The 12,867-nt window shown below is 44.2% G+C and carries 12 protein-coding genes; 4 read left to right on the top strand and 8 right to left on the bottom strand.

Translation table 11 applies throughout. The annotated features are described in order from the left end of the window. Positions 1-449 precede the first annotated feature (449 nt). The 3 genes from F8R90_RS29105 to rpsT form a co-directional block, all read right to left on the bottom strand. Positions 450-1,235 carry a TatD family hydrolase gene (locus tag F8R90_RS29105; protein WP_196513545.1) on the bottom strand — a complete coding sequence of 262 codons (786 nt, stop codon included), beginning with the start codon at positions 1,233-1,235 and terminating at the stop codon, positions 450-452. Between the two features lie 46 nt (positions 1,236-1,281). Beyond that, a complete protein-coding gene (locus tag F8R90_RS29100) occupies positions 1,282-1,449 on the bottom strand; it encodes a hypothetical protein (RefSeq protein WP_196513531.1) in 168 nt (55 codons plus the stop codon). Positions 1,450-1,588: 139 nt separating this feature from the next. Next, a complete protein-coding gene (gene rpsT, locus F8R90_RS29095) occupies positions 1,589-1,888 on the bottom strand; it encodes a 30S ribosomal protein S20 (RefSeq protein ID WP_190897110.1) in 300 nt (99 codons plus the stop codon). Positions 1,889-2,627: 739 nt separating this feature from the next. On the opposite strand from rpsT, the gene hisD reads away from it, so the two are divergent. Both hisD and F8R90_RS29085 read left to right on the top strand, forming a co-directional pair. Beyond that, complete coding sequence (gene hisD / locus F8R90_RS29090) at positions 2,628-3,929, top strand: histidinol dehydrogenase (protein WP_190897112.1); 1,302 nt, start codon at positions 2,628-2,630, stop codon at positions 3,927-3,929. A 447-nt stretch (positions 3,930-4,376) separates the two neighbouring features. Continuing rightward, positions 4,377-4,802: a universal stress protein gene (locus F8R90_RS29085; protein WP_190897114.1), complete on the top strand. Its 426-nt coding sequence runs from the start codon at positions 4,377-4,379 to the stop codon at positions 4,800-4,802. 186 nt (positions 4,803-4,988) lie between these two features. On the opposite strand, the gene F8R90_RS29080 is transcribed toward F8R90_RS29085, so the two are convergent. After that, positions 4,989-5,375 carry a hypothetical protein gene (locus tag F8R90_RS29080; RefSeq protein ID WP_190897116.1) on the bottom strand — a complete coding sequence of 129 codons (387 nt, stop codon included), beginning with the start codon at positions 5,373-5,375 and terminating at the stop codon, positions 4,989-4,991. A 140-nt stretch (positions 5,376-5,515) separates the two neighbouring features. Between F8R90_RS29080 and hslO the strand changes: the two genes are divergently transcribed. Continuing rightward, positions 5,516-6,421, top strand: a complete 906-nt coding sequence (gene hslO, locus F8R90_RS29075) for an Hsp33 family molecular chaperone HslO (protein ID WP_196513530.1) — start codon at positions 5,516-5,518, stop codon at positions 6,419-6,421. A 154-nt stretch (positions 6,422-6,575) separates the two neighbouring features. Then, positions 6,576-8,663, top strand: a complete 2,088-nt coding sequence (locus tag F8R90_RS29070; RefSeq protein WP_196513529.1) for a chromosome segregation ATPase — start codon at positions 6,576-6,578, stop codon at positions 8,661-8,663. Between the two features lie 273 nt (positions 8,664-8,936). On the opposite strand, the gene F8R90_RS29065 is transcribed toward F8R90_RS29070, so the two are convergent. The 4 genes from F8R90_RS29065 to F8R90_RS29050 all read right to left on the bottom strand — a co-directional run bounded on the left by F8R90_RS29065 (position 8,937) and on the right by F8R90_RS29050 (position 12,704). Next, the gene (locus F8R90_RS29065; RefSeq protein WP_196513528.1) at positions 8,937-9,815 is read right to left on the bottom strand and encodes an NAD(P)-dependent oxidoreductase; all 879 of its coding nucleotides are present in this window, start codon (positions 9,813-9,815) and stop codon (positions 8,937-8,939) included. A 392-nt stretch (positions 9,816-10,207) separates the two neighbouring features. Beyond that, positions 10,208-11,395, bottom strand: a complete 1,188-nt coding sequence (locus F8R90_RS29060; protein WP_196513527.1) for a class I SAM-dependent methyltransferase — start codon at positions 11,393-11,395, stop codon at positions 10,208-10,210. A gap of 139 nt (positions 11,396-11,534) precedes the next feature. Further along, entirely contained in the window at positions 11,535-11,924 is a 390-nt protein-coding gene (locus F8R90_RS29055; protein WP_196513526.1) for a VOC family protein, read from the bottom strand. 243 nt (positions 11,925-12,167) lie between these two features. Beyond that, positions 12,168-12,704: a GAF domain-containing protein gene (locus F8R90_RS29050; protein ID WP_196513525.1), complete on the bottom strand. Its 537-nt coding sequence runs from the start codon at positions 12,702-12,704 to the stop codon at positions 12,168-12,170. Positions 12,705-12,867 lie beyond the last annotated feature (163 nt).

The following is a 12,867-nucleotide window of genomic DNA, read 5'->3' as shown; positions in this document are numbered from 1 at the left end:
ATTTGCTGACGCAGCTCTAGACGGTGTGTCTTAAATCCACCCCGCTATTTATACTCTCAGTGATATCCTAGATATCCTAAGACTGAGGGAATGATCCGCACCTTGTCGGCTTTGAATCAGAATCACTTCATTTTGCTGGATTGTACTCACAAGGCAATTTCGTTTAACGATTTTGAATAGGTTCAATAAACACCAAGCCGGTGTTGTGCAAAAGTCTAGCTCAACCTGGGTTGGCACGGTTAGTCATGTGTGGAGAGCATCCGCTTGTAGAGATTTTGAGGATGGCCAAGCCGATAACAGCACAGAAAAATAGGCTCAGAAATTTTAGGTTCCTTCCTTTATCATTATGGCGCAAGCAAAATGTTTTTGAGGGAATAATATTAGCATATTTTTGTCCCCCTAGAGTTTTATTTTTTTAGCACAATTGAATAAAAGAGATCAAAGACACTTTATATTGACAGACCAAATAATTTACAGGCATTCTGGGTGGTTTGATCGGCGATCGCCTCTACCGTTTCTTGACGCAGTTTAGCTACTTGCTCGGCTACATAAAGCACGTAGGCAGGTTCGTTGCGCCTCTCGCCTCGTTTAGGAACTGGGGCGAGAAATGGGCAGTCTGTTTCAATCAGTAGGCGATCACTACTCACCATCGCAGCTGAGGATTGGATTCCTTTGGCGTTTTTGAACGTTACCGTCCCGCTAAAGCTGATGTAGAAGCCTAAATCGAGAAACCATTGAGTTTCTTCTGGCGTTCCCCCCCAGCAATGCATAACACCCCGCACTCTTTCTCCTTTAAGTTCCCGCCATTTTTGCAACACTTTTCTAGTTTGGGCAGCAGCATCGCGGCAGTGAATAATCACTGGTAGGTTGAGTTCAGATGCGATCGCCAACTGCGACTCAAACACCATAAGCTGATGCTCATAGTTATCAGCTTTGTAAAAATCCAGCCCCATTTCCCCGATGGCTACCACATTCGAGTCAGAACTCGCCAAAGTTTTGATTTTATCAGCTGTCTCGCTATTCCATTTATCAGTATCTAAAGGATGTAATCCTACGGCAAAGCTGATTTCGGGAAACTCGTGTGCTATGGATTGAATTCTGGAAAACTCTTCTGGGTGAACACAGGAATGTACTAAACGTACTACTCCTGCTTGTTGCCACCGCGATCGCACTGTTGCTAAATCCGGCTGGAAACTATCAAAGTTGAGATGTACGTGCGTGTCTATCAGTTGCATTCTTTGCCCTTTGCCATTAGTCATAAATTATTAGCCCTTATGACGACTAAGGACAAATGACCCTGCGGGTGAATTTTTCTACTGTGGTTGCCGCTTTGTGATCACCAAGCGGCTCAAGAGGTAAACCACGCCCGCCAATTATTTTAATTTGGCACAGCCAAAACAATGTCAGTGGCTCATGGGGAACCACTGCGACGGACGGGTTAAGAACCATAGAGCAAGTGGTGTGGAAACCCTCAAGACTGCACTGACTTACCATTCCCCTTGGTATTTCACCCCACTAGCTATAACTTTAGAAAAGTTCGTAACGCAGTGGTTCCTTGAATCAGAACACAGGACTGACTCACCAATAACTATTCAGCAACTGCTTGAGCTATGGGTTTTAGTTTATGAGCCAATCTCGACTTTTTCCTTGCCCCATTGTTGGGGTGAAGGACACCCCGTTTGATCGCTTTATCGATTTTGCCGTAAGCCTCGGATAACCGAGCCTGTACTTCTTGATTTAATTCTGGGGTAGGATTAGCTGCATAGACAGCTACAGCATTAAAGTATTTCTTCATCAGCGTCTTGACTGCTGATTTGTAAGCTTTGTTACGCAGTCGGTTACGTTCTGCGATTTGGGCACGCTTGAGAGCAGACTTTGTATTCGCCACAGTCAATTCCAAAAATACTATTAATATGTACACACACTACTAGACTTACTAATATAGCATCCAAATTGCCAATGTTATAATTTCCTAAAAAAACTATTATTGGAAATTGGGTACTAGAGGGGGAAGAATTTAGTCCCTTTCCCTGACCCCTAATCTCCAGTCTTTAATTTGGTGTGTCGTCAATTTAGGAAATGCGTTAAAATGAGGTACATCAAATAAAACAGTGATCCTAACTCATCACCTAGTTAAGCAATGTGATTGCCAATACGACCAATCTGACCTTAAAACAGTGTATTGTCAAAGGCAAGGAACTGTAAACATCTAAATTTTAGGGGGTTCATAAGTATAGAACCGATATCATATTATCGTTTCTGTACAGATGTTAACTACTAAAAGTTAGGAAAATAAGTAAAAATTATACTCAGACCCTACCCCCTGTAAATCCGGGGGATTGGATGTGTAAACATACCACCTGCACCCCGTAAGGAGTGAGGGCAAGGGCAGTAAGGGGAACGGGAAATGGCACGCCTTCTTCCTGCCGCTAGCCTATGGAGGCTGGTCGGACTGAGTAATTAAGTCGCCTTCTTAAGCAAACCATGTGCTGGCAGGCTTGAGAGTATCAAAAAAATCCAGGTTAAGCTAGAGAAGAGAATTAGAGTCAGCTTGCATACCCCAGTGGGTCAAGAGCAATACTAAATCTCAGGTGTGAATATTATAATTTTGGCATTGTCCTTACTCCATGCTGCGAATCATTACTCAGCAGGCAGACGTCAGAGCAGAACTACAACGGATCTGCGATCGCACCCATGACGAACAGGTGCTTCACAAAGAAGCAACGGTGCGGGAAGTTTTGCAAGCAGTGAAGCGCCAAGGCGACAAAGCTGTTTTGCATTACACAGCCGAATTTGACAAACAAACCCTGAAAGCAGAAGAACTCCGAGTTACAGGCTCGGAACTAGATGCAGCCTATCAGCAGGTGTCAAAAGAGTTGTTGGGCGCGGTTCGGCTAGCTTGCCGCCAAGTTGAAGCGTTTCATCGTCAGCGAGTCCCAAAAAGCTGGGTACACTTCGGTGACGATGAAATAGTTCTGGGCAAACGCTACACCCCTGTAGACCGAGCAGGGTTGTATGTGCCTGGTGGTCGGGCCGCCTATCCCAGTACAGTGGTGATGAATGCAATTCCGGCAAAGGTAGCTGCTGTACCCCATGTGGTAATGGTGACACCTCCAGGACCAGGAGGTGCAATTAACCCAGCAGTGTTAGTAGCTGCCCAAGAAGCAGGAGTACAAGAAATTTATCGCATTGGGGGCGCACAAGCGATCGCCGCTTTAGCCTATGGAACAGAAACCATTCCAAAAGTGAATGTAATTACTGGGCCTGGGAACATTTATGTCACCCTAGCGAAAAAACTTGTCTATGGCACCGTCGGCATCGATTCTTTGGCAGGCCCCAGCGAAGTGCTGGTGATTGCTGATGAAACTGCAAATCCGGTGCATGTAGCTGCTGACTTGCTGGCCCAAGCTGAACACGATCCAATGGCGGCAGCAATTTTGCTGACGACAGATGCTGCTTTGGCGAAAAACGTGCAAGTAGCCTTGGAAAGACAGCTAGTGGATCACCCACGGCGAATAGACACAGAAAAAGCGATCGCTCATTATGGGTTGATTGTTCTTGTGGAATCGCTCCAAGCAGCAGCAGAACTCTCAAATGAATTTGCCCCCGAACACCTGGAATTAGAAGTTAAAGACCCTTGGGCACTGTTACCACAGATTCGTCACGCTGGGGCAATCTTTTTGGGTTACTCAACACCAGAAGCTGTAGGAGACTATTTGGCAGGCCCTAACCATACTTTGCCAACTTCTGGTGCTGCCCGCTATGCTTCGGCATTAGGGGTGGAAACTTTCCTCAAACACTCCAGTATTATTCAATACTCCCAAACCGCACTGCAAAATGTGGCTGGTGCAATTGATGTGCTAGCAACAGCAGAGGGTTTACCTTCCCATGCTGATTCAGTCCGACGGCGAATTCAGCAAGAAGAGTGACTTGGAATGCTTAATTTTTCTAATCCTGTTGGCAAAAGTTACTTGATACATTCCAGATAAAAGTTTAGATGGCCATGTCTGACGACAAGCCGCTACGCGTCTACGCACGCTAGTTGCTACCATGCCTTAAGCTTTTTGCGGTCATCTACAAATTGGGTATTGCCCACCTAATCCACTGGCTTATTAAGCAAGGATTTACTTGTATAGTAAGCCAGCGAACAGTTCAGAGGAGGGTTACCCTCCCCAAAGAACTGGGGAAAATATTCTCTACGCAAGTTACTACAATGCACCAGCGTTAAAAGGGGTGAAACCGACCTATAGGACAGCCCCCAATATATAAACTAAGTGGGCAGCTACACTAAATTAATGGAAATTAATTTAGTGTAGCTGCCAACAAGTTTTGCTACATACTTATGTAAAGGGTCTACTCTTTAGGAGACGAGAGCGGTGCTAAAGAATATTTTGGTAGCTCTGGACGGTTCGGAAATTTCAGAACGAGTTATTCAGACTTTAGATAATTTGGCGTTGTCAAAAGATGCCAAGGTTATTCTCTGTCATGTGTTTCTTACGCCAGAGTCAGAGATGGAATTACCAGCTGATCGTCCTCAGCCAGAGTCGCCAACCTTCTCTTATTTTCATATTGAAAAACAACTGCAATCCTATCAGGAAAGCTTATCAGTCACAAGTGAGTTAGAACTGGTAACTGGCGATCCTGCCGAAGAAATTATCCGCCTTGCCAATATTTACAAAACTGACTTGATTATAATTGGCAGTCGGGGATTGATTGGGATGAAGCGAATTGTCCAGCGTTCTGTTAGCAGTCAAGTTGTGGAAGAGGCTAATTGTTCGGTATTGGTGGTAAAGCCGAATTAGAATCAGGTAAAGGCAAATGAGATCATGCCATGACTACAACACCAGCAATCACTATCAGAAATATCTGGTGATTTAAAAAGGTTTCACCTCTGACAAGACTGGGGACTGGGCACGAGGAGAATAACTAATACCCAATGCCCTGTTTGACCAATTCCCCAATCCCCAATCCCTTCACATCCAGTTAATTCAACGTCCTTGAGTTGCCAGAAACTGACGCAAGCTCAACAAACTCAAAGTTTGACCTAAATTCAAGGGCAAAAGTGAAACTCCTTCCAAGCGGGACTGTACCCAACCTTCTCCCCAGTACCATTCGTGGAACCCGTCAATGCCTCCGCTAAGTACCAAGCGGAGACAGTTTGATTTGACAACATCTACTTGATGATGAATTGGGACTGGCCCAGTCCAGGTTGTAAACTGGAATCCGGGAAGTAGTTCTTCTGGCATTCCTGGCGCAAAGCGTTGCCCTAAGAGCCATTTTTCGAGTTGTACCGGATGCAGTAGACTGTCACGAATTGCATCTGTTGGTGCTTCGATTTCGATCCGCAGTTGGCTTTGTTGAAAATTACCCAGCATTTTTCTAGGATTACCTAAAGGTGAGACATCGCTATTTCTAATATTGCAAATAGAATCACTGATTATTACTACGTCACTTTTCTACCAGCAGAGAACTTAGAATAGAAAAAGTGAACTTGTTAAGAAATGTAAGGTTATTCATGGCGGATCAGTTAATTCGTGCAACAGCAGCCGAAGGTGGAATTCGTGCCGTAGGTGTGATCACCACACGTTTAACAGAAGAAGCACGGGGACGCCACAAGCTTTCCTATGTGGCAACGGCAGCACTGGGTCGGACTATGGCAGCGGGCTTGTTAATGGCTTCTAGTATGAAGCGAACTGGATCGAGGGTCAATGTCCGGGTAAAGGGTGATGGGCCTTTGGGTGGCATATTAGTAGATGCAGGCTTAGATGGCACGGTACGCGGGTATGTGGGAAATCCATCGGTGGAATTGCCTCCCAATGCCAAAGGTAAGCTAGATGTTGGTGGTGCAGTGGGTGATGGCTACCTCTACGTTGTCCGGGATATCGGTTACGGTTATCCTTACTCTAGTACGGTAGAACTAGTTTCTGGCGAAATTGGCGATGATGTAGCTCATTATCTAGTGAATTCCGAACAAACACCTTCAGCTTTAGTTTTAGGTGTGTTTGTGGGAGCAGGTGGAGTAACGGCTGCTGGAGGATTACTGGTACAAGTATTGCCCAAAGCTGCCAGAGACGAAGCCCTAGTAGAAACTTTGGAATCACGGGTAGCTGGTCTAGCAGGATTTACGCCATTGTTGCAAGCTGGGAAGACTTTGACTGAAATCTTTGGTGATTTGTTGGGAGACATGGGGCTGGCAATCTTTCCCGAACGACAAATATTGCGCTTCCACTGTGGTTGTTCTTTTGATCGCGTTTTGGGGGCACTGAAAATTTTGGGAGAAGCTGAACTGCAAGATATGATAATTAAAGATGATGGTGCTGAAGCAACTTGCGAATTTTGCGGCAACGTTTACCAGGCAAGTAGCGATCAGTTAGCTCAACTAATTGCCGATTTGCAAACTGAATCTACTGTTTTAAGCTAAAGTATAAAATAGCACTGATCTTTTAGATTGCTAATGGTACTCTGTAGAGAGAGATAATCAAAAAAGTGGCTTTTTAATCATGAGAAAGTTACTATGTCAACAATGGAATTATCGACCTAAAACAGAGCGCGATTCAATTATTTTGGTGTGAGAGATGACAGAGCGGGATATTCCAGACAGTTGGTCTTCAGCCAGTGGAAGAGAGCCAGATCAAAACAAAAGATTATCCCGAACAGAACAATTCGGTGAAACTCAGCCATTTGATGTCCCAGCTACTGGTTCTACCTCCAAGTCAGTGAAGCGGCGAAAAAAAAACCATACGGAAGGATTACCTATAAATAGTAATTCAAAAGAAACTGCCCAACTCAGTAGTACTTTTGCAAAGTGGCCACGCTGGATGAAAAGCTGGACATTATGGCTGGTACTACTAATGTTAATTCCCGGCAGCGTGGGATTCTTGGCAATGGCAATGCTGCTGAAGTTGCCAACTGCCCCTAATTGCCCCTCGATTTTCTGGCCGCTAGCTAGTGCTTCTGTGCGGCTACACTGTTCCCAGTTGGCGGCTTCTAAGCAGACAGTGAACGACCTATTGCAAGCGATCGCTCTGGTGAAGGAACTACCAGAAAATCACCCATTGCATGGAGAAATTGATCGTTTCATCGAAGAATGGTCGCGGGATATTTTGAAGCTAGCTGATCAAAGTTTCCAAACTGGGAATTTAGAGGAAGCGATCGCTACTGCTCAAAAAATACCCGAAGATGTGGCAGCTTATAAATTAGTCGATGAGCAAATTGGCAAATGGCAGACAATTTGGTCAAAGGCAGAAGCTACATACAACGGTGCGATCGCAGAAGTAAAGGAACGGCGCTGGCAATCGGCGTTCATGTTATCCGCCAAAATGCTGCGTGTAGACAATCAATACTGGGCGAGTACTAAATACGACCAATTGAATCGTCTAATTGCCACAGCGCGGGAAGATGGCGATAAGTTAGTAAAAGCCGAAAGTTTAGCAAAAAGTCAAGTTGTTGATAATTTATTAGAAGCGATCAAGTTAGCCGAATCCATTGGGCAAGAAAGTTACATTTATCAAAAAGCTCAGGAAGCAATTCCGGCATTTGGACGCAAAATGCTGGATTTGGCACAGGCAAAACTAGATAAGCGGGATGCAGATGAAGCACTGAATATTGCCAGACAAATTCCAGAGATTACGAAACTACAAGGCGAAACAGATGACTTTATCGCCATAGCTGACGCGAAAAGGAGTGCTTGGATAGGCAACGTTTCTGGTTTAGAGGCAGCGATCGCTCAAGCACAACAAATTGATCCTTCTAGACCAGTGTATAATGAAGCACAGCAATTAATTGCTCGTTGGCAATTGGAAATTGAAGATGTTGCCCATCTGGAAAAAGCGAGAATATTGGCTAGCCAGGGAACAGTTAATAATTTAACAGCAGCGATCGCCCAAGTACAGCTGATTCCTGCTAGTAACCCCCGCGCCACAGAAGCTAGACAAGAAATGGGTCGCTGGCGTGCTCAAGTGGAGACAATTGAAGACCAACCTTACTTAGAACGCGCCGAACAGATAGCAATATTTGACGATATTAACTCCTTACAAGCTGCGATCGCCCAGGCCAGCGAAATTCGTAGAGGTCGGGCATTATATCCAGAAGCACGGAAAAAAATTCGTACTTGGGTAGGAAAGATTCAGCGAATTCAAGATCAGCCCTACTTGGATCAGGCGCAAGAACTGGCTCAGAGTGGAAATCTTACTGCCGCCATTAGCGCAGCTCAACAAATTGCCTCGTCGGGAAGGGCGCTTTCTGGGGAGGCACAAGCTGCAATAAATGACTGGGAAGGGCAAATCCGCACTAGAGAAAACTGGAGAAAAGCCCAGGAAGTTGGGGCGGCTGGCACTCCAGAAGCTTTGGTTGAAGCAATACGGCTGGCAGATCGGGTTTCAAACAATAGCATCTTACGTATGGATGCGAATCTAGCTATTGATCAGTGGAGTCAGCAATTGTTAGAAATAGCACGCTCTCAAGGTCAGTCTGATATTGCTAGAGGCATTAACATTGCCAAATCTATTCCACGCGGTAGTGCTGCTTACAGTGCAGCGCAAGAGCAAATTAGGGCTTGGCAGGAATTTCTCAATCCTCAACCGGAACCTCAGCCTCAACCGGAACTTCAGCCTCAGCCTGAATCTCTACCATTTCCTCCATCAACTACTATTAATGGGCAGTAATATCCTTATAAACGATTCAGTTAAAACCTTTTGATTCAGCATTTTTAAAGGGTATATCACGGGTGTCGGGGTGTAGGAAGAAACTTTCTTCAATGTGTTTTAAATCACAACATTTTTCAATTAGGGGCACACTGTTGAGCATACGTGTTAACTTAAGCCCAAACACCTTTAAAATCTCGTTTCCAGTCTCTGGCTGGAAACGAGACAACCTCTAAAAGCTTGAGCTAGACAGGCTTTTAGATTAAGTTGACAGATGTGTGTTCCTCAAAAAATTTATTCCCCGATCCCTTCTCCCCATTCTTTAATTACAGAAAACAGTGATGAGTAATCATCATCTGCAAATGACATTTTCACGGCTGTTTGCAAGATTTGCCGCACACCTTTAATACTGCTGAGATCCAAACTCCGAGATTTGGCTTCCGAGATAAATAATTCTGTATCTTTAAGCAAGTGTTTTGTGGGGAAATTGGGATCAGCATAATTGCCATCTAACATCCGTTGTAGCTTTTTGTCAAAGGTAGGTGCGTAGAGTGGACTGTCGCGCAATATTTGCATAAACACATCCACATCGACACCCTGACGCTGAATAAAAGCTAGACTCAGAGCAAAGCTAGTTGTTAGGGAAGCTATTAGTTGATTTAGTGCCAATTTGAGCGCCGCCGCAGATCCCACTGGGCCGATAAGTAAAGGTTCTGTCCCAAAATTTTGAAGTAACTTTAAATGGCGTTCATATTGTTCTGGCTCGGCACCTACCATAACACTCAAGTTGCCAGCTTTTGCTTCGGGGATACTCCCTAATACAGGTGCTTCTAAATACTCACCACCACCAGCAACAACTGCATCTCTAATTTCCTGGCTTTCTGTGGGAGTAATTGTTCCCATTTGGATAATCGTGCGCCCTTCCAGAGTTTGCCAAGCAGTATCTGAAAGCAACACATTATAAATGGCCGGGGCATTAGTCAGCATGAGGATTACGCACTCAGCAGCACGAATGGCGTGGCGGGGATGTGTGACAATTTCAGCCCCAGCTGCTTGTAGTGGTGCTAATTTTTCTGGGGTGCGATTGTAGGCAACTAGCTGTATATCTGCGGCTAATAACCTTTGAGCCATTGGTAGTCCCATCAGTCCAGTTCCCAGAAATGCCACCTTCATTTTTCATGTTCCTTTAATACAGCGTCACCGATAGCGAGTCATCAAGCGTCATAGCCCATCGTGGACATCGCGTTTGCATTGTTTGATTTAAATTTGCTGGGAAGTAGTTATTTGCGACTTAAGATACAATCCCAAATCCCAGTTTCTCTACTCCCAGTAGAGACGCGATTAATCGCGTCTCTGGTAATCAACCACCGGCGGCAAAAGTCACCATGATTATCACTGAAAGTAAAATACCAGGGGTAAGTAGTGTTGCTAGCATTAACAGGTCATGAGTGGACATAATTATTACTTTGGTAGTGTGTTTAACTTTACAGTAATCATTGTTATGCTAGTCTAAATAAGACTGATACTGCATTCTTAAATAGAGTTTTAACTTTTCAAATTTACGCTTACTCTGGCAAAGTTAATCCTTTCAGTGGTTGAGAAATTTCTGTATTGTTCAGACCTTTGCTCTGAACTAGGACTCCAAAGCCGCCTAACCCTGTGGGATCTATAAGTTGGTGTAGTGCGTCCCGTCGTTGTAGTAACTGTAAGAGGGGTTGCTGTTGATAAGAAAGGGCTGCAATACGATCGCCTAACCCCAACGCCATCAAAAATAATCCTTGTTGAATAAAACCAACATTCTTTAAATTGCACTTCTCACCCCAGCGTTCCAAAGCTGTAAAGTCAACATGGGCAGTGATATCTTGTCGCCCAATATTGATATAAGGGTTGTCATGGAAACGGTGCTGATAATAGCACTGTAGCGTTCCCTGCGATCGCCTGGGATTATAGTAACGGCTGGCGGGGTAGCCATAATCAATTGTTAACACATAACCGCGCTGCAAGCGGTCTGCTACTATACTCAACCAGTCTAGAGCAGCTAAATTAATTTCACTACGGTAGCTATCTGGATATAGACTTTGGGTTAAATCGATTCCTACTAAATCCAAATGTTTAGCTAGTTGGGGCGTTGAAGGTTCTCCTGTAACTTCCACAAATGATGGGCATGGGGCATTGGTTTCTTTCTCATTCTGATCTGTGATTACATAAATTTCTCGCAGTTCCCCCGTTTCTAGCATGAATTGATGGACGGGGAACGCATCTACTAATTCGTTGGAAAAAAAGCAGCCTATGATCCCATTTGGCGGTATCTCCTCTAAATTGCACCAACGCACAGGGAAATCTTGCAAGCGTTGCTGCTGTTCTTGTCTTAAAGTTGGGGACTTTTCAACAATGATGTACTCCAGCGCCGCAAAAAAATCTGGGTAGTTTAGCTGATGATATTTAAGGATATGCAAAGCTAGCAATCCTTGACCTGCTCCCATTTCTACTAGAGAAAACGGTACAGGTTTTCCTAAAATCTCCCACATTTGTAAAAATTGTTCTGCGAGTAACTCGCCAAAGTCAGAACAGAGGTTGGGAGAGGTAAAAAAATCACTATCTTTAAAGCCTATTTTGACTGCATCGCTGGAATAGTAGCCGTATTCAGGGTGGTATAATGCCATGTCCATGAATTGGGCAAAAGTAATTCGTTGTTGGGGATTGGTGGTAATGTGATTTGCGATCGCTGCACACAGCGCTGGATTGGAATCCATAGGAAAGTCAAGAGTTAAGAGTCATGAATTCAATTTAACTTCTAAGTCTTCAACAGACAGTTTAAGCAGTGACTTTCTCTATATTGACTGAATCACAAGCATGAGAAAGCTATCTTGACTAAATTCAGTTGTCAGAATTTCACCCACTTACCAACGACACCAGCACACCATTAGGATCGCGGACACGAGCAATCATTTGTCCCCCAGGCTGGGTTTTCGGGGCATCTAATGCTTTTGCACCAGCCCCGATCGCTCTCATGTAAGCGCTACCAACATCAGGAGTAATAAATGATATCTGGATTAATGGCGGTGGTTGTGTGGGATCGTTCGGATGGCAGCCACCAGGAAATAACTTCTGTGCCTCGCTACTAGAGGAGAAAGCTAGTGTGGTGTTTCCGGTTTCGATTTCAGCCCAGATAGATTGTCCTTTATCCAAGAGAGTGCGACGAACTAGACCAAAAGCTTTTTCGTAAAACTCAACTGTTTTAACTACATCGTCTACCCAGATGACCGTGTAACCAAATTTCACAGTTTTTTCTCCTTATCTAGAAAAATCAGTGCTGGTAAAAGCCAGGGCGAATGAAATTCGCGGCTATACAAGCATAGACGCTTTGCGGCTTTCCACAAGATAGTCCGCCTCCGCTGACTAAGAAAAAATTGAGGGTTTAAAACCCACGGAGGTGGGTAAAGCCTTGTGTAGACGCGGTTTCTAACCGCCCTTTTAACTACGAATTACGAATTACGAATTACGAATTACGAATTACGAATTATTTTAGCTCTCCAGAATATTACTATCTGTTGCTAGAGTTTGTGCCCCTGTTTGCATCATTTCTATATCTGATGGCAACCAATCATGAGGCCCTTGACAGTGATGTGCTACTAGCAAACCCCATAATCCTTTAGGAGTAACAATTGGTACAACCAAGTTGGCGCGAACCTGCATATTGCGGAGAAAATCTCGGTGACAAGGCTCGATTGGCTCTAATTCAATATCAGCGATCGCCTTTACCCGTCCTGCTAAGTATAAAGCAGCATACTCGTTGTTAAAACAATCATCTGGGCCAGTGGAACCAAGTATTGAGAATTCTTGAGAACTCAAAGATTCAAAAGTCACCTGACCTTGCCACTGACTGTAAAAATAATACAACACCACCCGATCAACCTGAAGCGTTTCTCTGAGTTGATTGGTTGTTTGCCGGACTAACTCATCGCGCTGCATTGTTTTAACAAGGCGATCGAGCAAATTTTGCAAACCCTGTTCACGGCGATCGCGGCTATGGTTAAATTCGGAGTGAGGATGAATTTTCACGGTTCTAATATGACGACTAAGTAAATGCTGCCGGATTTATATAGTAATTTATTACACTTTATTTAAATACATTTTTGTATTGATAGCAGCAATTCGATTTTAACGAAACACAATACTAGTAAACCTCTTGGTAAATTTTAAATAAATTATTAAGAAGTTGCAA

This window comes from Nostoc sp. NZL, assembly GCF_015714705.1.
GTDB lineage: Bacteria > Cyanobacteriota > Cyanobacteriia > Cyanobacteriales > Nostocaceae > Nostoc > Nostoc foliaceum_A.
This window is presented reverse-complemented; position numbering and strand designations above follow the sequence as displayed.

Bases quoted from the DNA above. Each gene is read 5' to 3' on its own strand.
- F8R90_RS29105 (WP_196513545.1), bottom strand. From the start codon at position 1,235: ATGCAACTGATAGACACGCACGTACATCTCAACTTTGATAGTTTCCAG.
- F8R90_RS29100 (WP_196513531.1), bottom strand. From the start codon at position 1,449: ATGGTTCTTAACCCGTCCGTCGCAGTGGTTCCCCATGAGCCACTGACA.
- hisD (WP_190897112.1), top strand. From the start codon at position 2,628: ATGCTGCGAATCATTACTCAGCAGGCAGACGTCAGAGCAGAACTACAA.
- F8R90_RS29080 (WP_190897116.1), bottom strand. From the start codon at position 5,375: ATGCTGGGTAATTTTCAACAAAGCCAACTGCGGATCGAAATCGAAGCA.
- hslO (WP_196513530.1), top strand. From the start codon at position 5,516: ATGGCGGATCAGTTAATTCGTGCAACAGCAGCCGAAGGTGGAATTCGT.
- F8R90_RS29070 (WP_196513529.1), top strand. From the start codon at position 6,576: ATGACAGAGCGGGATATTCCAGACAGTTGGTCTTCAGCCAGTGGAAGA.
- F8R90_RS29065 (WP_196513528.1), bottom strand. From the start codon at position 9,815: ATGAAGGTGGCATTTCTGGGAACTGGACTGATGGGACTACCAATGGCT.
- F8R90_RS29060 (WP_196513527.1), bottom strand. From the start codon at position 11,395: ATGGATTCCAATCCAGCGCTGTGTGCAGCGATCGCAAATCACATTACC.